The sequence below is a fragment of the Oceanobacillus profundus genome, from assembly GCF_003515705.1.
GTDB classification, from domain to species: Bacteria; Bacillota; Bacilli; order Bacillales; family Amphibacillaceae; genus Oceanobacillus; species Oceanobacillus profundus.
Genome location: NZ_QWEH01000002.1, coordinates 121,353 through 143,792 on the forward strand (window position 1 = coordinate 121,353; position 22,440 = coordinate 143,792).

12 protein-coding genes and 1 tRNA gene are annotated in these 22,440 nt (G+C 38.0%); 11 read left to right on the forward strand and 2 right to left on the reverse strand.

The features are described 5' to 3' along the window. Nucleotides 1-112 precede the first annotated feature (112 nt). Nucleotides 113-5,320, forward strand: a complete 5,208-nt coding sequence (locus tag D1B32_RS03790) for a sensor histidine kinase (RefSeq protein ID WP_118888664.1) — start codon at nucleotides 113-115, stop codon at nucleotides 5,318-5,320. Nucleotides 5,321-5,379: 59 nt separating this feature from the next. Here the strand turns inward: D1B32_RS03790 and D1B32_RS03795 are convergent, their stop codons facing one another. Together D1B32_RS03795 and dat are read right to left on the reverse strand one after the other, a co-directional pair. After that, complete coding sequence (locus tag D1B32_RS03795) at nucleotides 5,380-7,383, reverse strand: S9 family peptidase (protein ID WP_118888665.1); 2,004 nt, start codon at nucleotides 7,381-7,383, stop codon at nucleotides 5,380-5,382. 207 nt (nucleotides 7,384-7,590) lie between these two features. Next, nucleotides 7,591-8,466, reverse strand: coding sequence for a D-amino-acid transaminase (gene dat / locus D1B32_RS03800; RefSeq protein ID WP_118888666.1), 876 nt, complete (start codon nucleotides 8,464-8,466; stop codon nucleotides 7,591-7,593). Between the two features lie 290 nt (nucleotides 8,467-8,756). Between dat and D1B32_RS03805 the strand changes: the two genes are divergently transcribed. The 10 genes from D1B32_RS03805 (at nucleotide 8,757) to D1B32_RS03850 (ending at nucleotide 22,264) form a co-directional block, all read left to right on the forward strand. After that, nucleotides 8,757-8,830, forward strand: a tRNA-Gly gene (locus D1B32_RS03805). A gap of 153 nt (nucleotides 8,831-8,983) precedes the next feature. After that, nucleotides 8,984-10,687: an ABC-ATPase domain-containing protein gene (locus D1B32_RS03810; RefSeq protein WP_118888667.1), complete on the forward strand. Its 1,704-nt coding sequence runs from the start codon at nucleotides 8,984-8,986 to the stop codon at nucleotides 10,685-10,687. Between the two features lie 16 nt (nucleotides 10,688-10,703). Beyond that, a complete protein-coding gene (gene queG / locus D1B32_RS03815; protein ID WP_118888668.1) occupies nucleotides 10,704-11,840 on the forward strand; it encodes a tRNA epoxyqueuosine(34) reductase QueG in 1,137 nt (378 codons plus the stop codon). 74 nt (nucleotides 11,841-11,914) lie between these two features. Next, complete coding sequence (locus D1B32_RS03820) at nucleotides 11,915-12,766, forward strand: amidase domain-containing protein (protein WP_118888669.1); 852 nt, start codon at nucleotides 11,915-11,917, stop codon at nucleotides 12,764-12,766. Between the two features lie 201 nt (nucleotides 12,767-12,967). Continuing rightward, nucleotides 12,968-13,441 (forward strand): tRNA (uridine(34)/cytosine(34)/5-carboxymethylaminomethyluridine(34)-2'-O)-methyltransferase TrmL, encoded by a 474-nt coding sequence (trmL, locus tag D1B32_RS03825; RefSeq protein WP_095309810.1) that lies wholly within the window; start codon nucleotides 12,968-12,970, stop codon nucleotides 13,439-13,441. A 521-nt stretch (nucleotides 13,442-13,962) separates the two neighbouring features. Beyond that, the gene (locus D1B32_RS03830; RefSeq protein ID WP_118888670.1) at nucleotides 13,963-16,830 is read left to right on the forward strand and encodes a 2-oxoglutarate dehydrogenase E1 component; all 2,868 of its coding nucleotides are present in this window, start codon (nucleotides 13,963-13,965) and stop codon (nucleotides 16,828-16,830) included. Continuing rightward, complete coding sequence (gene odhB, locus D1B32_RS03835; RefSeq protein ID WP_118888671.1) at nucleotides 16,817-18,088, forward strand: 2-oxoglutarate dehydrogenase complex dihydrolipoyllysine-residue succinyltransferase; 1,272 nt, start codon at nucleotides 16,817-16,819, stop codon at nucleotides 18,086-18,088. The genes D1B32_RS03830 and odhB overlap by 14 nt, the downstream gene beginning before the upstream one ends. A 292-nt stretch (nucleotides 18,089-18,380) precedes the next feature. After that, nucleotides 18,381-19,670 carry an NCS2 family permease gene (locus tag D1B32_RS03840; RefSeq protein WP_095309804.1) on the forward strand — a complete coding sequence of 430 codons (1,290 nt, stop codon included), beginning with the start codon at nucleotides 18,381-18,383 and terminating at the stop codon, nucleotides 19,668-19,670. A gap of 227 nt (nucleotides 19,671-19,897) precedes the next feature. Continuing rightward, nucleotides 19,898-21,085, forward strand: a complete 1,188-nt coding sequence (locus D1B32_RS03845) for a NupC/NupG family nucleoside CNT transporter (protein ID WP_118888672.1) — start codon at nucleotides 19,898-19,900, stop codon at nucleotides 21,083-21,085. Nucleotides 21,086-21,511: 426 nt separating this feature from the next. Continuing rightward, nucleotides 21,512-22,264 carry a DUF3888 domain-containing protein gene (locus tag D1B32_RS03850; protein WP_158586201.1) on the forward strand — a complete coding sequence of 251 codons (753 nt, stop codon included), beginning with the start codon at nucleotides 21,512-21,514 and terminating at the stop codon, nucleotides 22,262-22,264. Nucleotides 22,265-22,440 lie beyond the last annotated feature (176 nt).

Here is a 22,440-nt window from a genome sequence, read left to right on the forward strand (position 1 = left end):
CACTATATATAAACAGAATAATAGCAAGAGTATAAATTGCGTTAAAGATTAGTTGAAGTTTCCTTTAAGTTTTCTTAAATAACCCCTTAACTATAAAGGAGCGTGGATTACCATGTTTGAACTGCCTGGTTATCGGATTTTAAATGTACTTATAGACAATGAATCTTGGATTCTATATAAAGCTATTTCACTAAAAGATGAAAAAGTTGTCGCGATAAAGGCAGAAAAAAACCGTTCGAGAGTTGAAATTTCACATGATTTTTATATTGCAAAGGATTTAAATAGTGAGTATATTTTACGTCCACTTCATATAGAGAAATATGGAGAAGAAATGTATATCATCACAGAACCCATACAAGGTGAAACGTTAGAGACGAGAATAGAAAGAACAGCGGGTCCTTTTGATGTAAGAAGCTTTCTTAAGATTGCAGCCAAATTAGCTGGTGTTGTTTCACATTTACATCAAGCACATATTATACATAAAGCTTTAAAACCTCAAAATATTGTTCTTCAACCGAGATTACATGAAGTAAAATTAACCGGATTTCATCACGCGACAACATTTTCAAAAGAAATACAGCATACAAATGGTAGTCCATATCAATTTAGAGAGCTAATCACATATATGTCTCCAGAACAGACTGGAAGAATGAATCGTGCGCTAGATTATCGTACAGATCTTTATTCTTTAGGGATTATTTATTATGAGATGATAACTGGAAGACTGCCATTCTCATCAGAACACCCTGCTGAACTCATCCACGCGCATCTAGCGAAACTGCCAGAAAGTCCGCGTTCAGTTAATTCAGCAATCCCAGAACCAATTTCTGCTATTATCCTACGATTGTTAGAAAAAGCTCCTGCGTACCGTTATCAGCATGCGAAACGACTAAAAGATGATTTAGAAAAATGTCTAAAACAGCTGGATGAAACTGGTGATATACAAAATATTGAATTAAGTGATCAACGATCTGAGCGTATTTACGAAAAATCAAGAAGATTATATGGTCGTGCACAAACCATCGAGCAATTAATCAAAAGCTTTTATCGTGTTCAAAAAGGAAGAACAGAACTGGTGCTTATCCCTGGTCCGTCCGGTGTAGGGAAGACATCTGTTGTTCATGAGCTGCATAAGCCATTGGTAAAGGAAAAAGGATATTTCATTTCGGGGAAGTTTGAACAATTAGAAAAGCAAATTCCTTATGCTCCAATTGTATATGCATTCCAAGGGCTGCTCCGCCAAATTGTATCAGAAGGTAAATCTAGTATGGAGCAGTGGGGGGGAAGATTAACGGAATCGTTAGGACCCTCTGCAAGCGTAATTGCGAATTTTATTCCGGAGCTTCGCTGGTTAATTGGGGAAAATGGCGAGGTTCCAGATTTGCCACCACAAGGAGTTCATAATCGTTTTCGGCATGCGATCAGAAGCTTTGTGCGTGTATTTGCAACAAAAGAACATCCACTTGTATTATTTTTAGATGATTTGCAATGGGCTGATGAGGCAACATTGGATTTACTTGATTATCTAGTAAGCAATCCGGATGATCTGTATGTGTTAATTATTGCTGCATATCGAGACAATGAAGTTCATGTCGGGCATCCATTTGAAATCATGTTAAACAAGCTGCAGAAAAGGGATGTCGGCATTACCTTTATACGAATAGCGACATTACTTGCTCAGCATGTTCGTGAATGGGTTAGGGAGGCGTTTTCGTTAGGGGAGGATGACATAGACTTTCTTGTGTCATTTATTTATCGAATTACGCGAGGGAATCCGTTTTTCATCGTCCAAGTAATTCAAACACTTCTAGATGAAAAGGTAATTGAATTCCGAATGGAAAAGAGTGAATGGATACTCAACAGGGATGCAGTAAAGCAGATGCCGATGTCAGACTCGATTATTGATTTCGTATTAAAAAGTATTGGGAGATTACCAAAAGAGACGATTGCCATTTTACAATTGGCTTCCTGCTTTGGAAATCGATTTAACCTCAAGGCATTAGCCAAAATAGCAAACAGAACCTATTTAGAAGTGAGTAAAAGTTTTAGGAATGGACTGGAAGCTGGCCTTATCCTGCCAATCGATTCTAGCTTTAAGTGGGTCTATGAGGATGCTGATTCAAATATCGATCAGGGGTACCCTCCAAGCTATGTATTTGTACATGATAAAATTCAACAAGCCTTTTACACAACGCTTTCAAATGAAAAGCAAATGAAAAATCATCAGCTTATCGGTTTAGAGCTTGTCTATTTATATGGTAAAGCAGAACTAAAATCGCATATTTTTGAGATTGTTAATCATTTAAACCAAAGCAGAGTCCTTTTGACCGAAAAGCAAAAGTTAAATTTAATTGAATGGAACTGGATGGCGGGGGAGCGTGCTAAGAATAGAGCTGCATCTGAATCCGCATTGAATTTCTTTCGGATAGGCAAAGAATTACTTCCAGAAAAACGATGGAGCGCCGCTTATTATCCTTTAACATTTAAAATAATGACAGGGCTTGGAGAGGCCGAGTACTTAAATCATTTATTTCAAGAGGCCGAGAATACATTCGAGGAAATTCTAATAAATGCGAAGACAATTCAAGAAAAGTTACAGATTTATGACTTGAAAATATTACTGAATGTTCATATACACGAGGTGGAAAAAGCCACAAATGCTGGTCTGGAAGGATTGAGTCTAGGTGGGTGGAATTTCAAAAGTAATGCGACAAAGATGGATGTTGCAAAAGAATATCTACTCACGAAGCTTGCGCTAAGAAAGAAAAAGGAAACGGATTTACTGCAGCTTCCGGTTGTGGAAGATAAACTTGTGCATGCCTTGATGCGCACGTTAATTAATTCAAATGCACCAACCTACCATTGGAATCAAAACCTAGCCACCATCTTAATGCTGCGTGCACTGCGATTAACATTGAAATACGGAGATATGGATATTACGGCTCTTGTCTACAACAATTATGCTTTGACACTGAGTGCAGGATTTAACGATTATGATAGCAGCTATCGATTTGGCAAATTAGCCATGAAGCATTTGGAAAAGTTTCAGGATAATAGTTTAAAAGCCCGGGTTTACTTTGTATTTGGCAGCTTTGTTAACCATTGGAAGAAACCGATTCGCGAAAGTCTCGTCTATTTAGAGCAGTCACAGCAGCTTTGTATTGAGTCAGGTAATCTCCATCTTGCTGGAGCTAACAGCTCTTTTATTGCAATTATTCTATTGATAAAAGGTGATCATTTAAACGATGTAAAAAAAGGAATTAAACGGCAGCATGACTTTGCAAAACAAAATGAATATATCATTTCAGATGATTTTTTGGATGAAACCATAGATTGGATTGATGTATTAGCAACTAGGACTGATCCGGTAAACTGGAATTTTCCAGATTTTACAAATGATGTATCTGCAAAAATTGTACATTACACAATCAGACTTCAAATGACATACCTACTGGATAATGAAGATGCTGCATTGGCTATTATGGAAAAGCTAGAATCGATTGTCGATCGTACACTTATTCTTGTCATTGCCCCTGACTATTATTTTTATCACGCATTATGGTTAACGCGACTCATGAGAAGAGGAAAGTTGTCGAGAAATCAAGGACGGCAAAAGCTATTTAAAAGACTAAAAAAGATGAAAATGTGGGCAAAGAACTCCCCAGCTAATTATCGGCATAAATATTTACTATTGGAAGCTGAATGGTTGCACGTAAATAAAAAAGAGCGAGCGATTTATCTTTATAATCGTGCCATACGATTTGCGACGGAATCTGGGTTTATACAAGATGTGGCGATTATCAATCACTGTGCAGCAGAATTTTATTTAGCAAAGAATTTATCAAAATCGGCAAAACCATATCTCGTTGATGCGTATGTTCATTACTTAAAATGGGGTGCAAAACGAATCGCTCATAATTTAGCTGAAGCTTATCCAATCCTTAATCACCAGGAAGGAGAACGTACCTTTAACCTTGAACACCCTCATGAATCGATTGATATGAACACATTATTTAAAACCTCTCGGCTAATTGCTGATGAGGTAATGTTCGATCAATTAGTAGAAAAATTTATGGATCTAATGGTAATTAATGCTGGTGCCGAACGTGCTTTTCTTTTATTGAAGGAAGATGAATTACTTCAGCTTGTTGCAAAAAAAAATGTGCAAGATGAGATTACATTATATAAAAAACCAAAACGGGTGGAGATGTTCCGCGATTTTTCAGAAGCGATTGTTCATTACGTTGCAAATACAAAGGAAGTCGTTGTGTTGGACGATGCTATGAATCAAGGGGAATTTAAGAAAGACCATTTTATTAAGCAAACAGAAGCGAAATCAATTCTTTGTTTACCAATTGTGTATCATCGTAAGTTGACAGGTATCCTTTATTTAGAGAACAACCAATCCACAAATGTATTTACTAGAGAAAGGGTAGTTTTGTTAACTTTATTGGCTTCGCAAGTTGCAATTTCTATTGAAAATGCTTATTTGTATGCGAATTTGGAAACCACAGTAGAGGAAAGGACTGCCTTGTTACATGCTGCAAATGAAAAATTAAAGAATGCTAATATTTCCCTAGAGCATGCAGAAGCAGAGCGTACTCGATACCTTTCAACTATTTCACATGACTTACGCTCGCCAATCGCTGCAATTCAAAACTACGTTGATGCCATTTTAGAGGGAATTATTGAAGAGGAACAGCGTACAGAGTACCTTCAAATTGTTAAGAAGCGTGTAACTGCTTTAAATGGTCTTATTCAAGATTTGTTTGATTTAGCACAATTTGAATCTGGTAATGTCTCCTTTGCAATGGATGTGATTCCTATTGATAAACTGTTTCTTCATTTATGCAGTCAGTTTGAATTAGAGGTTAACATGAAAGGACTAACCTTTAGATCGGAATACTCTGGTCGCATAGGATCGGGCTATCCGCTAGTTGAAGTGGATGTACAACGAATCGAGCAAGTCATGGGGAATCTCATATCCAACGCAATGAAGCATTCGGACGAAGGTGAAATAGCATTAAGGCTATCATTAGAGAATACAGGTGAAGCCGTTATTTCAATTGCGGACGAAGGACGTGGTATTGCAGCCACCGATCTCCCTTATATATTTGATCAATTTTATACAAAAGCAAATGGAAGCAAAGAGGCAGGGCATGGGCTGGGATTAGTTATTTGCAAGGAAATTATGCAGGCGCATCAAGGAAGAATTTGGGTGGAGAGTGAAGAGGGAAGAGGAACAACATTTTATCTCTCTTTAAAGGTATGGGAAGGTTCGGAATCCGAAGAGGAGATGAAGGTGCTACAATTGGAATAGCTGATAAATAAATGCAGTGGTCCTCTATGCGACACACTGCATTTATTTTTGCACCGTATTTATAGATATTTCTCAAACCAATGACAAATTTGATCAAGTCTTGCTATGCGCATGATAGGTTGACCACTTCTACTTAATTCATGAGTTGCTCCAGGGAAACGAACAAACTTCACTTCCTTACGTAGGTGCTTTAATGTAATAAAAAGCTGTTCACCCTGTTCGATTGGGCACCGGAAATCACGTTCACCATGCAGTATTAATAATGGTGTTTCGATATTATTTGCGTATTTTAGGGGAGAAATATCCCAAAGTTTGGTTGGATCATCGAGCAAATTTAAGCCGTGTTCTCCTTTCGTGAAGAAATATCCAATATCACTCACACCATAAAAGCTGAGCCAATTGGAAATCGAACGTTGGGTGACAGCAGCTTTAAAGCGATTCGTATGACCAACAATCCAGTTTGTCATAAATCCACCATAGCTTCCCCCTGTAACGCCAAGTCTTGTTTCATCGATAAAGCTATAGTTTTCTAATACATAGTCCACAGCATCCATTAAATCCGAATAATCGCCTTTTCCATAGTTGAATCTAACGGCATCAACAAATTTCTGACCATATCCATGGCTTCCCCGTGGATTCGTATAAAGAACGACATAGCCTTTTGCTGCTAAAAGCTGCATTTCATGAAAGAAAGTTTGTCCATACATCATATGTGGCCCGCCATGGATTTCCAGGATGAATGGATATTTTTTCGTTTCATCAAAGTCATATGGGCATAATAACCATCCCTGGATTTCCAATCCATCTTGTGCTGTAAAGGTAAGTGCTTCTGGCTCGGAAATCGCTACTTCCTGAAGGAACTTCTCATTCGCATTTGTTAATCGCTCCAACTGTAAATCCTTGTTAAGCTGGTAGAAATTGCACGGATTAGTAGGCGTACTAATCCCAAGAATAAAAGACTCGGCTTCTGGGTGATACGTAAAACTAAATACATGATTACTATTTTTATATAGCACGTTTAAGTTTCCGTCCATTGTTGCTTGATAAAGACCTGTGGCGCCAAAGTCTGTTGCAATGAAAAAGATTCGATTTCCGTCTGCCGACCAGATGGGACCCGTTGTTGCCGCGCCAAGTCGTGTATCACCTACCATCACATCACCGAGTTGCATGTCCCAATCGTTGCTGAGGGGCGTACGGCTTTTAGTTGTTACATCAATTAGAAACAGTTTGCTTAACGTTGCAGTGCTGTATTCAAAATCGTGACCAAAGCAGGCAATCTTATTACCGTGAGGGGAAAATTTAGCGTTGTAATAACTACTTTTTCCATTCGTTAATTTTGTTACTTCTTTTGTCTCCAAATGGAGTGTGAACAAGTCACTAAAACGTTCATAGTCGGCATCCGCATCGAAGTTAGCAGTAAATAAAATGGTGCTCGCATCTGGAGAACTATCTTGAAAACTGTGATCTGCATCTTTTGTCGTTAATTGTGTGAATGCTTTTGTTTCTAAGCTGTATTGGATAATTTGCGTTGTTTTATTATCGTGAAACCCGTTTGCATCTGACTTATATTTTAATCGATTGACGACAAGGGGCTGCTTCGCATTATGCTCCTTTTCCTTTTGTCGCTCTTCCGTTGTCAATTCTTTTTGGCCCTCAATATGATCTCCTTTGTCAAGAGAAGCATGAAAGAAGATGGATCTTCCATCTTTTGACCATAAAGGACTATAGGCGCCATGCTTAAATGCGGTTAATTGTTTTGCTTCTCCACCAGCTTTGTTTATTAGATAAAGCTGCGAAATACCACTGCGCGTTGATTGGAAGACCGCAATTTTTCCATCTGGTGAAAAATGAAGGTTATCGTTTTTAGTATTCTCAAAAGTCCATTGCTTTGCTTCAGTTTCGTCAAATTGTTGAAAATAAAGCTGTGATTGATACTTGTTTTCTTCATTAATTGTTGTGGAAACATATGTAAATGCTTTTCCATCAGGTGTATATTGTGGATCGCTGTATACTTCGATCTTTTTTAGGTCTTCTGATTTAATCGATCGTTTGGTATGAACCATAGAATTTCCCCCTAATTTAAAATTGTCATTCAAAGAGGAGAGAATGCTCCTCTTTGAATGAATTTTCACTTTATAAGAACTGTCTATTAGTTTAAACTATTTCGTGTTACGAATCAATTAGGAAATTCGGCGAATGAAGGTGACTATAAATGTGATGTATACTTATCATACATACGAAAAGTGACCCGAATCCGGGTCACTTATGCATTAAACTGTATGTTTTGTATTGTTTTCTTGTATCTTAGCATCCGTCTCATAAGCTTCTTGTAATTGCCGCGTTATCTTTCCTGGCTTTCCATCAGCAATGTCCAGATTATCTACTTTTACAATTGGTGTAATCTCAGAAGTGCTGCTTGAAAGAAAAAGTTCATCAGCGAGACTAATTTCTTCCACTTCAAAGCTTTCCTCAATGAAGGGAATATTTAATTCACCAGCAAATCTCTCAACTGCCATTCTTACACAGCCATGGAGAATATTTTTGGTAGCAGGGTGTGTATAGATCGTTCCGTCCTTTACCAAATATACATTTGAAGAACTGCATTCGGTTACCAGTCCATCCTTATGGAGAATCGCTTCATAGCAGTTATTTTCCTTAGCAGCTTGCTTTGCTAATACATTCGGTAATAAATTTAAACTTTTGATGTAACAGTATTCCCATCGAATATCTCTTTGTGTAATTGTTTGAACACCATTTTGTAATAACTCCAAATTTCTCGGCTGGTCTCCTACATATGCATAGATATTAGGTAGAACATCAGCAGGAAAAATATGATCACGTGGGGCAGATCCACGTGTTACTTGTAAGTATACCTTACCATCTGTAGTCATTTTATTTCGTTCAAGCAATTCTAGTAACAAATGTGTTATTTCTTCTTTATTGAATGGTAATTTTATTTTAATTGCTTCAGCAGATCGAAATAAGCGATCCACATGCTCATCGAGTAAATAGTAAGTTCCGTGATAGATTCGAATTACTTCATATATTCCATCCCCGAATTGAAGTCCACGCTCTTCAAATGGATAATGTAAATTATCACGGTGTGTAAACTGGGATTGTGTCATTATAATAGGATAAACAGACATACATAAAAGCCCCTTTCTCTTAGTACGGGTTCAAGAAGGGCAGAGGACTAAAATGTTTCCTGTCACATACCTTTTGAACATCCGTTTTTAAAAGCCTATTCCTAGTTTATAGCCTCTATCCTCTAAAGTAAATAATGAATTATTAGAAATTATTTAATAAAGTTTCGTCTTTATAGCAAGGGTTTCTCTTGTCAATTAAATTTTTTGTAAAGAAATGTTGAAATTACTATTGATTTGTTAAGAAGAGGTTGTTATAATATTATCTGTTAGCGAAAAATGAATAATGATTTGCGGGTGTAGTTTAGTGGTAAAACCTCAGCCTTCCAAGCTGATGATGAGGGTTCGATTCCCTTCACCCGCTCCATACATATGTGATAACGCAGTGTTTCGTAAAAGTAGGATTACGAAGCGTTGCGTTTTTAATTTTCACGATATTTCCAACATCTTCATACTTGAATTTATCATTTTTTAAGTAGTATTCTATAGGAAATTAATATTTAAATGATGAGGGATCACGATGAAAAACTTGCTTCAGCAACTAAGGCAACTGGATAATAAGAGCTATAAAGGTTATAAAAGCATTCAAGGTCATTATCAATTTGACGACTATGACTTATATATAGATTATGTACAAGGAGATCCATTTGCGACACCGTCCAAGATTCGGGTTGTTATATCAGGGGATAGACGTTCGATTCGTCCGGAATGGCTGCAAACCCGAACTCGAAAAGTAGCTGTAGAGGATGCAATTGCACGAGTTGTAGGGAAGGAAACGGATAGACAGTCTTTTTCCGTGAAAGGTTCAGGGAAAAGCGGTATGATTTTCTTTGATCGCCCTGGACAGGAAGTTTTAGAACGGACGGCATTGCAAATTAGTCCAAAGGCGATAACAATTTGTATTTCTGTTGGTCTACCCGCTAATGGTCGACGCATTAATGCAAGAGAAGCCGAGAAGCTCTTTACGGCAGCAATTCCATCTATTATAAAAAATTCTATATTTAAAATAACAAATAGCGAAATAGAGACGGCGATAAAGCTGGCTGATCAGCAGGAAGCAATTCTTAATGAAATGAAGCGGCAAAATTGGATTGCTTTTATTGCGAATGGGTCCATACTTCCGCGGGAAAGCGGCATTCGGAATACACCGTTTAAACATGCTGTGCCGTTTCAAAGTCCGAAAGCGTCTGAGGTTTCTATAACAATTCCACACCAAGCACATCCGCTAAAAGGAATGGCGATTAAAAAGGGGATTACATTAATAGTTGGTGGAGGATATCATGGTAAAAGCACCTTGTTAAAGGCTATTGAACGCGGTGTGTATTTTCACCAAAAAGGTGACGGGCGGGAATATGTATTAACAGATCCAGATGCAGTGAAGATCCGTGCTGAGGATGGAAGACAGGTTACTGCTGTCAATATTTCCTCCTTTATTAATAACTTACCAAATGCACAAGATACAGCATGCTTTTCTACAGAAAATGCAAGCGGCAGTACCTCGCAGGCGGCTAATGTGATGGAGGCATTGGAGGCTGGGGCAAAAACACTGCTGATTGATGAAGATACAAGTGCAACAAATTTTATGATTCGTGATTATCGTATGCAACAGCTTGTTAGCCAAAATAAGGAACCAATTACACCATTTATTGATCGAATTAAACAGCTTTCTAATCAATTTGGCATTTCTACGATTCTTGTTATGGGAGGATCAGGTGATTATTTCTCAGTAGCAGATTCAGTTGTAATGATGGATGAATATATCCCTTATGATGTAACAGATCAAGCGCGTGTGATTATAGAGAAGCATCCAATAGAACGTCAGGTACGTGCACAATCAGGTTTTAATGAAACAACCAATCGTTATTTTCAGCCTGAATCGTTAAAACTTGAAAAGGCAAATCGAATGAAAATACAAGCCAAAGGACTGTATCAAATTGTAATGGGGAAGACACCAATTACCTTTGATTATACAGAACAATTAATTGATTTATCGCAGACTCGTATGATTGCTGAAATAATACATTATTTGGCGCGTACAAATGACTTTAAGCATAAATCATTACATGAAATGCTCGATGAGATAGAACGTCAGTTGGATGCTGTTGGTTTGGCTTCATTCACTGTATTTAAAAATCAGCATCCAGGGGATCTTGCACGTCCTCGCAGACACGAAATTGCGGCTGTGTTAAACCGGATGCGAACAGCAATTGTAAAACAAAAGTAGAAGGGAGGTTGTTCAGATGCGAACAGAGCAATTGAAACAGGAGATTATTGATTATGCGAAGGAGATTGGAATAGACAAAATTGGTTTTGCCTCAGCAGATGTATTTGGGGAGCTGAGAGAGCGATTAAGAAGACAGCAGGAATCGAACTTTCAATCAGGCTTCGAAAAAGGAAGTCTAGAAGAACGCACAGAACCACAACGTCTATTACCAGAAGCGCAGTCAATCATTTCCATTGCGATTGCCTACCCTTCTCGTATGAAAGACGCGCCAAGAAGTACAAAAGAGGAAAGGCGTGGATTGTTTGCCCGCGCCTCTTGGGGAATTGATTACCACGTTGTCTTGCGTGACCGTTTAGAAAAGCTCGCAGCTTTTATCCAGGAAAAGGTTCCAGAGGTTAGCAATAAAGTAATGGTCGATACCGGTGAACTTTCAGACCGTGCTGTTGCAGAAAGAGCTGGAATCGGATTTAGTGGAAAGAACACATCGATTATTACACCCGAATTTGGTTCGTTTGTCTATTTAGGTGAAATGATAACCAATATTCCATTTGTTCCAGATGACCCGATCGAGGATAGCTGTGGTGATTGCACGAAATGCATGGACGCGTGTCCTACCGGTGCACTTGTTGAAGGTGGTAGATTAAACGCACAGCGCTGCATTGCATTTTTAACTCAGACAAAGGATTTCTTGCCCGACGAATTTCGAACAAAGCTAGGAAATCGCCTATACGGATGCGATACCTGTCAGCAAGTTTGCCCAAGGAATAAAGGAATTGATTCTCATATCCATCCTGAATTTGAACCGGAGCATGATTTGGCAAAACCCAAGCTTGAGCCAATGCTGCGGATTTCCAATCGTTCATTTAAAGAAAAATTTGGTCACATGTCCGGTTCGTGGCGAGGGAAGAAACCATTGCAGCGAAACGCGTTAATCGCACTTGGTCATTATAAAGATAAAACAGCGATCCCGGAAATGATTAGTGTAATGAAAGAAGATCCTCGTCCGGTGATTCGCGGTACTGCAGCCTGGGCTCTTGGGAAAATAGGAACTGTGGAAGCATTCCGGGCAATTGAGGCTGCTATGGAAAATGAAAAAGACGACCAAGTACTATTTGAAATGGAAAAAGGTTTAGAATTCAAGTATAAATCATGAATTAAATAATATTTTGTCATTGAAAGATTATGCCAAGCTTCCCCTCCATATACTTTTTGTGGAGGGGATTTTTTATGGAAGAAATAAAGCAGCTGTGGCTCGATTTTTTTCAAAATGAATCGGATGACGTTCCGGTTTGGTGGACACGTAAGCAGGCTTCTCTGAAAGACCGAGAAGCAGAAATAGTTCGGTTGAAAGTGAACGGAAAAATATTCCAAAGGCTCCATTATGATAACAGCACAAATTTCGATTATACATTACACCTTCGATATGTAATCAAACAAAAAGGACAGTTTCACGTAGAGGAACAGCTTATACCATACCGCTTTCGATATGAGGGTGGCGTTGTGAAGAATCACCAAGGAATTGAAAGAAAGACTGCTACAAATAGAAAAGGAATCGAACAAGAATTGAAAACGAGGAAACAAGAGGGAGAAAGATTCGCTTATGATCGTTTAGCTGCTGTCCAATATGCGGAGCGTTGGTGGAATAGTTATAATCCAGAATATCGCGTTTTTGATGTTGACTGTACAAACTATGTATCACAATGCCTGCGTGCTGGAGGGGCACCAATGTGGGGAGCCCCTGTGAGGGAGCGAGGTTGGTGGTACCAAACGGATAATTGGAGTTTCAGCTGGGCTGTGGCTCATTCATTAAGATGGTATCTAAGTGGATCGAATCAGGGTTTAAAAGGAAAGGAAATGGAGCGAGCGGATCAGCTCATTCCCGGGGATGTAATTTGTTATGATTTCCAAGGAGATGGCAGGTGGGATCATAACACAATTGTTGTTGCCAAAGATGCCTATGGAATGCCACTTGTTAATGCACATACGGATAATAGCAGGAATCGCTATTGGTCCTATGAGGATTCAACTGCATGGACACCAGAGATTAACTATAAATTTTTCCGAATTGGGGATGATTAGTGCTATAATAGTAGGGTTAAAAATGAGGATGAAAATGACCGAGAAGTTTGAGGCGGCGAAGTTTTGAGTACCGGAACGTATGCAATTAATACGTGAGGAACGGAAAAGCAAGCCAACGAAGAAATTCGATGTGTCATTTTTACCGGAATTTTTTAACAACCTATAATAGTAGGGTTAATAAATTGTTAAGGAGAATGAATGTTGAGTTTACATGTCGTATTATATCAACCAGAGATACCTGCTAATACTGGAAATATTGGAAGAACGTGTTTAGCAACTGATACTACACTTCACTTGATTCGTCCACTCGGCTTTTCGACAGATGATAAGATGCTGCGTAGAGCTGGGTTGGATTATTGGAAACATGTCGATGTCCATGAGCATGATTCGATGGATCAATTATATGAGCAGTATCCAAATGGTGTCTATTATTATATTGAAAACTTCGGAACAAAGCACTATTCTGATTTTGATTATAGCAAAAAAGAAGAAGATATATTTTTTGTTTTTGGAAGAGAATCAACTGGATTTCCGAAAGAGCTTTTAATCGGTAGAGAAGACCAATGCTTGCGAATTCATATGAATGATAAAGTAAGGTCACTGAATCTGTCGAATACGGCCGCGATTATTATCTATGAAGCATTAAGACAGCAAGGCTTTCCAAATTTGATATAAGGTAAAAAACCCGTTCGGCAAATAATGCTGAGCGGATTTTTTAGGATATGTTACTTTTACTTCATACCATTATTGGTTTTTCTTAGGCACCCCAGGTTTTGCTTCATAGCCAGAAGTGAAAAAAGAAACGACGAATGTTAGAATAACACCCATAAGTAATGCTAATTTCATGAGAATTTCCTCCTTATTATGAAAATAAAGCGTTTTAATTGAATATGCCCCTATTATAACGAAATTATTTCAATAAGGAAACTATCATCCAATTTATTTGGTTGATCCCTCTAATATAAGTACTTGGAAAAGGCATTTTTTCCGATTGATTCCAGTGATAAAATTTGATGAATTTCCTCCTGCAATTTAATTAAAATTTGGAATAAATAAATATATTGAAAAGTATGTACATATATTGTAAGTGGGCTAAAAATAAGGTATATTAGTTGATGAAACGTAGTTACATATCTATAATAAAATTGAACCGTTTACATGGCGGGGGAAGTTAACTTCTAATGGGGGTATCAGACGTGGCAGAAAATGGAGAATCTGTAGAGAGATTCTGGGGGCAATTTCATGGACCAAACTCGGGGTATTTAGAACAACAGTATGAATTGTACAGAGAAGACCCTGAAGCTGTCGAACCATCTATTAAAGAGATGTTCGATAAGTATGGGGCTCCTGCATGGATGTACCAACAAGAAAATGCAGGGCAATCCGTATCACAAAAGACATTAGCAAGTAGTGTAAAAAAATTAACCTCAGCGATGCAACTTGTTGAGGCTATTCGTCGTTATGGTCACACGGAGGCAGATATTTACTCGATTGGTGGCTATAAAGGAAGCAAAACGAACTTACTGGAATTGAAAACGTATGATTTAACGGAAGAAGATTTAAAAAGTATTCCAGCCTCCTGGGTATGGGATAAAGCTCCAAGTGATGTGGAGAATGGATTAGATGTTGTAAACCGTCTAAGGAAATATTATACGGGTACCATCACATTTGAATATGATCATGTGAATAACCATGAAGAACGAAAATGGCTTTTTGATTTAATTGAAAATGGAAATGCTAGACTTGAATTAACGGATGAGCAGCGAAAGGTAGTTTTAGAGCGGCTCGTAGATGTACAAGGTTTTGAACATTTCTTGCAAAAAACATTTGTCGGACAAAAGCGTTTTTCAATTGAAGGCTTAGAGGTAATGGTGCCGATGATTGATCGAATCGTACACTATGCAGCTAAGGATGGAATTGAAAATGTAATGATGGGCATGGCTCATCGTGGTCGTCTAGCCGTTCTTGCAAATGTTTTAGGGAAGCCATACGATAAAATTTTCTCAGAGTTTAACTACTCGAAAGATAAAGAATTGATGCCATCAGAAGGGTCAGCAGCAATTAATTATGGCTGGACAGGTGATGTGAAATATCATTATGGGGCAAAGCGAGAAGTCAGTAGTGGGGATGCGTTAAAAACCCGCATTACGTTAGCACATAACCCATCACATTTAGAATTTGTGAATCCAGTAGTAGAAGGCTTCGCACGTGCAGCACAAGATGACCGGTCAGAAAAAGGTTATCCGAAGCGTGATTTCAATAAAGCGCTTGCTGTTCTTATTCATGGTGATGCAGCATTTATTGGAGAAGGTGTTGTTGCAGAAACGTTAAACTTAAGTGGGCTACCTGGTTACAATACAGGTGGGGCGCTTCATATCATTGCAAACAACCTTTTAGGCTATACAACTGACCGGGAGGATGGCCGATCCACTCGTTATGCAAGTGATTTAGCGAAAGGATTTGAAATACCGGTTGTCCGAGTAAACGCTGATGACCCAATTTCATGCTTGTCAGCCATAAAAATAGCTTATGCATACCGACAAAAGTTTCGTAAAGATTTCATGATTGATTTAGTTGGTTATCGAAGGTTTGGTCATAATGAAATGGACGAGCCAAGAACGACACAGCCGAAATTATATCAAGAAATTGATAACCATCCGCCTGTAGCAGAGATATTTGCTAATGCATTGGAAGAGAAAAACATTATTGATCCAGGGGACTTTGATAAACTGAAAGAGGATGTCGAAACAAAATTAACCGACATTTATAAAAATATGAAAGAGCATGATATTGGTCAGCCAGAAGCAAAATTAATGCCTGAAGTGCTATTAAATGGGTTGGATCAGTTTGAAACTGCAATTGATCTGGAAACATTAAAATCCTTAAATAAAGATTTGCTGAAACGCCCGGAAGGATTTAATGGGTTCAAGAAAACAGAAAAGATTTTGAAACGCCGTGAAAAAGCTTTCGAAGAAGGAAATACGGCGGACTGGGGTACTGGTGAAACACTGGCATATGCATCTATTTTACGAGATGGAATTCCAATACGTCTCACTGGTCAAGATTCGGAGAGAGGTACATTTGCACACCGTCATATTGTGCTCCATGATACGGTAACAAATGAAAAGTATAGCCCAATGCACGGGTTAACCGATGCAAAAGCATCCTTTGATATTCGAAACAGTCCATTATCAGAAGCTGCTGTTTTAGGTTATGAATACGGTTATAGTGTTCATTCGCCAAACACGCTAGTTATTTGGGAAGCACAATTTGGTGATTTTGCGAATGCTGGTCAAGTAATCTTTGACCAATTTATATCATCATCACGTGCTAAATGGGGAGAAAAATCCAATATGGTTATTCTTCTGCCGCATGGTTATGAAGGACAGGGTCCAGAACACTCCAGTGCACGTTTGGAAAGGTTTTTACAAATGGCAGCGGAGAACAACTGGATTGTAGCGAACGTTACATCATCTGCACAGCTTTTCCATTTGTTACGCAGACAAGCAGCATTACGTGGGCGTGAACAAGCAAGACCTTTAATTCTAATGACGCCAAAAAGCAGTCTCATTCGTCATCCTAAAATGGGGGCGCCGGCAGAAGAGTTTACAACAGGGAAATTTAAAACGTTGCGTAACCAACCAGGTTTAGAGGTGAATAAAGAGAGTGCGACTCGTCTCTTAATCGGCAGTGGAAAAATCATGATTGATATAGAGGAAACAATGGAAACTTCAGATCAAAGCTTTGAATGGTTACGAGCTATTCGATTGGAACAGATTTATCCGTTCCCGAAAAAAGCATTGGAAGAAGAGTTAAAACATTTACCGAATCTAAAAGAAATTGTCTGGGTGCAAGAAGAGCCGAAAAATATGGGGGCTTGGAATTTTGTGGATGATTACTTACGAGAATTATTACAAGAAGGGCAGAAATTACGCGTAATTAGCAGACCAAGTCGTTCAGCACCAGCTGGTGGAATACCAAGTGTTCATAAAACAGCTCAAAACAAAATTATCAATCAGGCGCTAAACATATCTGAAGGGGGAAAATCCAGTGCAAGAAATTAAGATTCCAGAACTAGCTGAATCCATTACAGAAGGTACGATTGCAGAATGGCTCGTGAAAAAAGGGGATAAAGTAGAAAAGGGAGATCCGATTGTTGAGCTGGAAACGGATAAAGTAAACGTTGAAGTCAACTCTGACTTCTCTGGTGTTATTACCGAAATTCTCAGTGAAGAAGGTGACGATGTTTCCGTAGGAGATACGATTGCAAGCTTAGATGAGAATGGAGAAGCAGGCGGAAGTACTGCACCTGCTGAAACACCAAAGGAAGAGAAGCAAGAGGAAGCTGCGAAAGAGCAACCAGTAGAGGCTCCAAAAGCTCCAGAAGCAAATTCTGAAAAGGATCATAACAATTCTGAAGTGATTGCTTCTCCAGCGGCTAGAAAACGTGCGCGTGAGCTAAATATTGATTTGAGTAAAGTGAATGCCCGTGATCCGCTCGGTCGAATTCGTCCAGAAGATGTAGATGCCGCAGCACAAGCATCAAGTGAACCAAAAGCATCTAAATCAGCTCCTGCTAAAAAAGAAGCACCAGCAGCTGCAAATAAAACGGAGTTTGATAAGCCAGTTGAGCGTGTGAAAATGACCCGTCGACGTCAAACAATTGCTAAAAATCTTGTAAATGTTCAACACGAAACTGCGATGCTAACAACGTTTAACGAAGTGGATATGACTGCTGTGATGGATCTTCGAAAACAGCGTAAAGATAAATTTTTAGAGAAAAATGGTGTGAAGCTTGGCTTTATGTCCTTTTTTACAAAAGCTGTTGTAGGAGCACTAAAGGAGTTCCCATTACTGAATGCAGAAATTCAAGGTAATGAGCTAGTTGTAAAGAAATTTTACGATATCGGTATTGCAGTATCCACAGATGAAGGTCTTGTCGTCCCAGTAGTACGTGATGCAGATCGTCTTGACTTTGCAGGTATTGAAGGTGAAATTGTCAACCTAGGCAAAAAAGCGCGTGATAATAAATTAGGATTGAAGGATTTACAAGGTGGCTCATTTACTATTACAAACGGTGGTACATTTGGTTCTATGATGTCTACACCAATTTTAAATGCACCACAAGTAGGAATCCTAGGAATGCATAACATTGTTAAACGAGCAATGGTAATGCCGGATGATTCAATCCAAGTTCGTCCAATGATGTACCTTGCATTATCTTACGACCATCGAATTGTCGATGGAAAAGAAGCGGTTCAATTCCTTGTACGTGTAAAACAAATGCTAGAAGACCCATATGATTTATTATTAGAAGGTTAATAGTTGAATAGAAAAAAACCTTTGCTGTGAAAGTATCAGCAAAGGTTTTTTACGTGTTGTTTCACTGGAAAATCGCGATTACCATACGTCTCAAATTAATCGCTTAGTCCATATATCCACCTAATCCACAAATTGCCCCATCTGCAATTTCTGCCCAACCATATCCCAATTTAAGAATCGATGAAAAATCAATGACAATTGCTTTAATCTCAAGTTAACCATTGCAAAATAGTAGTGAAACGAATATTATAGTAAACGTTGGTAAAAATATACGGAAAGTAAGGGGTATTATATGGATAAGGGCTTTAAACTAAAACAAAATAATACAGATATCCGTACGGAGGTTGTTGCTGGAACAACAACATTTCTAACGATGGCTTATATTGTTGTTGTAAATCCTGCTATTTTATCTTCTGTAGGAATTCCATTTGAACAGGTATTTATGGCAACCGTTATTGCTGCTATAGTAGGTACTTTAATTATGGGGATTTTCGCGAATTACCCAATAGCAATTGCTCCTGGTATGGGGTTAAATGCATACTTTGCGAGTATTGTCGCAACGCAAGGGTTGTCCTATCAAGTAGTGTTTGGCACTGTATTTTTAGCTGGAATTCTTTTTATTATTCTTAGTTTAACAAAGCTGCGTGAAACATTGATTGGTGCAATCCCACCATCATTAAAATATGGAATTACTTCTGGTATTGGTTTGTTTATTGCTTTCGTCGGGCTGCGCAATTCAGGGATTGTTGTAGCGAATCCAGAGACGATTGTTGGGCTTGGTGATTTACATGATCCGATGATTGTATTAACCTTAGTGGGGTTATTAATCACACTAATTCTTTTTGTTATGAAGATAAAAGGTGCACTATTCATCGGTATGCTTGCTACGGCAATCATTGCATATTTTACAGGACAGTTAACGGTGACAGGTGTTCTATCTGCACCTCCTGCACCAGTATTTTTTGATATGGATATAGGTGGCGTATTCTCAAACGGTCTTTATACAGTAGTATTTGCCTTTTTATTAGTAACACTGTTTGACACTACTGGAACAATGATAGGAGTTGCCGAACAAGCAGGGTTTATGAAAGACGGAAAAATGCCGCGTGCAAAGCAGGCACTTTTAGCAGATGCAACCGCAACGACTGTTGGCTCGATGTTTGGGACAAGCCCTTCAACAGCTTATATTGAATCTACCTCAGGAGTTGCAGCAGGGGGAAGAACCGGATTAACATCGATTGTTGTGGCAATTCTATTTGCGCTGTCGATTTTCTTTACACCTATAATTTCAGTAATCGCTGGTTTGCCAGCCATTACTTCACCAGTTTTAATTATTGTAGGGTGTTTTATGATGGAAGGACTGGCTAAGGTTAACTGGAAAGCATTTGATGAAGCTTTCCCGGCATTTGCAGTCATCTTAACAATGCCATTCACATCAAGTATTGCAACAGGAATTGCTATTGGGTTTATAACGTATCCAATATTGAAGCTTGTAAGTGGTAAAGGTAAGGAAGTGCATTGGATTTTATATGTGTTTGGTGTGATTTTTCTTATCCAAATGGCCTTTTTCCCAACGCATTGATTAGAAAACTTGGCATTTACCAAGCTTTTATGTAAATCCCATAGTTGCCCTTAGGCAATAAGAATGTTTAAGACATTCTTATTCTTATCTGCCAAATGAATACTGTCTCCACAACCGAAGGGAGACAGTTTTTTACGGCTCAAACAAACAGGAAATTTATATGTTAAAAAAGATAAAAATAGGGAAAAACTATTTTAATACTGTTTCTTAAAGGAGGCTTTACCGTGATGGGTATACTTCTCGGTATTTTAGCGATAATTATTACCTTAGGCCTAGCCTATTTAATGTCCAATAATAAGAAAATAATTAATTACAAGGGAATCGGCATTATGCTGGTTTGTCAGCTGTTAATAACATGGTTTATGTTTTCCACACAGATTGGAAAAGCAATCATTGATGGTATCTCTGCTGTATTTAATAAGCTAATTGAATTTGGTGTAGAAGGGATAAGCTTTGTGCTTGGCGGATTTGCGTTAGAAGATGGTGGCGTATTCTTCTTCAACGTATTACTGCAAATTATCTTTTTCGCAACACTTCTTTCTGTGCTTACGTATTTAAAAATTTTACCATTGATAATTAAGTATATTGGTGCAGCTATTTCTAAAATTACAGGCTTACCTAAAATTGAATCCTTTAACGGGGTGAATAGTATCTTTTTCGGTCAGTCAGAGGCATTAATTGCAATTCGATCCCAATTTCACCATTTATCGGAAAATCGTTTGTACATCGTTTGTGCTTCTGCAATGAGTTCCGTTTCAGCAGCAATTGTAGGTTCCTATATTCTAATGCTCCCACCACAGTATATCTTAGTAGCACTTCCTTTAAATATGTTTAGTGGTTTAATGATAGCTTCAATCATTGCACCAGTTCGAGTACCAAAGGAAGAGGATTATGTTGATATAAGTAATGTAACGCAGGATAAAAGTATTTTTGAAGCAATGGGGAACGGTGCATTAGAGGGCGGTAAAATTGCTTTGATTGTTGCTGCTATGCTAATAGCTTTTATTGCTTCATTATCCTTGGTTAACTGGATTATTCAATTTATCTTTGCAGGGGTAACATTGCAGCAAATTTTAGGTTATATTCTTGCTCCGCTCGGTATTCTAATGGGGATTGATCCAAGTGAAGTTATAGACGCTGGAGCAGTTATGGGTATGAAAATCGTTACCAATGAATTTGTAGCTATGCTTGAATTTCAACCGTTTCTGGATACAATGTCAGAGAAAACAATTGGTATTGTTACAGTATTCTTAACAAGTTTCGCTAACTTCTCATCTATCGGTATTATTGCTGGAACGGTAAAAGGTATCGATGCGAAAAAAGCAGTACAAGCTTCCGGATTTGGAATGAAATTATTAGCTGGTTCGATTCTAGCTTCGATTTTATCAGCAACTATTACAGGGTTATTTTTATAATGAAGACCTGGCACGAGGGTTGTTCGTTTCATCCAAACAACTGTAAAGGATTCGTTTTGAGGTGCATTTTCCAAAAATACACCTCAACTGACATTAAAATCGACCGTTAAAATTGGAAACAAAAGTAGACTAAAATGAACTGCACCTCAATTGGAGGTGCAGTTTTCTTATGAATAAAAGGTCTTGAACGAACGAGGCAGAATACTTGAAGAGTCGTGTTTAGCTTCTGTTCAACAATCGGACTATATCGCTGAATGATCAATTGCGAAATTAATGGATAGGTGGGCAGGTGTAACTAACTTGGAAGCCAGAAAACTCTACCGTCTATTTATTGTCAAAAAAAATGCGTGGTTGCTCGACTTAAAGGGTTGTATTGTATTTTCAGTAAGGGAAATCCTAAACCTAAAGAATTTTAGGTGGGTGTATATGAAAAACAAATTGTGTTTTGTACTTTTAATTTTCTTGTTCATTATTCTTATCCAGCCAAATGACACGAATGCCAAACAAAATAAAATAGAAAATAAATTGCTGCTCGACACATTGATTACTTTATTGGATCCGTATATATCAGAAGCAGTAGAAAAGTATTACGGCTATCATAAATCGTATGGTTTGTACGATGCAAAAATACTCGGTATATCAAGAGAAAAAGACGGTGGATTTAGTTTTAAAGTCAAAGTTCAAGTAAATACCTTTGAAGAAGCTCATAATCCCCCTTACGGTAAAGAAACAATAATCCTTGGAGTGGAAGTAGACAAGGTCAAAGTCATTAAATTCATCCACGAGGGAGATGAAGAAGAAAGCAAAATAGCAAATTTCTATAATGAGACTATTACAGATATCAAAGAGACATTTAAAATAAACTTAAACTCCTTCAAAAAAATTAAATATGAACAACTATTATATAAATCGGAAAAACAAAAGGAATACAAATCTCTATCGGATATTGTAACGGACATCATAGTGAATGATTTAAATCCCGAAATAAAACCCCCATATAAAAATATTATAGAGCCAGTTACCTTTATTAAGAATAATCAAGGATACATTCTTTTTAAAAAGGCAGATGGAACTAACATTGTTTTTCAACTGTCTAGGTTAAATGGTAAATGGGTAGTTGTAAAGAAGGAAAGAAGACAAGGTAAAAAAATGAAAAATGATTTACTTTGGTATATGTGATTTATAGCTTGAACCTGTAACGGTTTCAGCGAATGACTCTTAGTTATTCTATTAAAGGGTGCATTGTTAAACAAGGCAATCATAAAAATGGTTGTCTTTTTCTTTCGGTAAATATTTTTGAATATTATGGTATTATTGAAAAAGAGATACTAAACAGATTATAAAACCTGTTAAGA

What these genes read in the sequence shown, in the direction of transcription:
- D1B32_RS03790 (WP_118888664.1), top strand. Translation starts at nt 113, where the DNA reads ATGTTTGAACTGCCTGGTTATCGGATTTTAAATGTACTTATAGACAAT.
- D1B32_RS03795 (WP_118888665.1), bottom strand. Translation starts at nt 7,383, where the DNA reads ATGGTTCATACCAAACGATCGATTAAATCAGAAGACCTAAAAAAGATC.
- dat (WP_118888666.1), bottom strand. Translation starts at nt 8,466, where the DNA reads ATGTCTGTTTATCCTATTATAATGACACAATCCCAGTTTACACACCGT.
- D1B32_RS03810 (WP_118888667.1), top strand. Translation starts at nt 8,984, where the DNA reads ATGAAAAACTTGCTTCAGCAACTAAGGCAACTGGATAATAAGAGCTAT.
- queG (WP_118888668.1), top strand. Translation starts at nt 10,704, where the DNA reads ATGCGAACAGAGCAATTGAAACAGGAGATTATTGATTATGCGAAGGAG.
- D1B32_RS03820 (WP_118888669.1), top strand. Translation starts at nt 11,915, where the DNA reads ATGGAAGAAATAAAGCAGCTGTGGCTCGATTTTTTTCAAAATGAATCG.
- D1B32_RS03840 (WP_095309804.1), top strand. Translation starts at nt 18,381, where the DNA reads ATGGATAAGGGCTTTAAACTAAAACAAAATAATACAGATATCCGTACG.
- D1B32_RS03845 (WP_118888672.1), top strand. Translation starts at nt 19,898, where the DNA reads ATGGGTATACTTCTCGGTATTTTAGCGATAATTATTACCTTAGGCCTA.
- D1B32_RS03850 (WP_158586201.1), top strand. Translation starts at nt 21,512, where the DNA reads ATGAAAAACAAATTGTGTTTTGTACTTTTAATTTTCTTGTTCATTATT.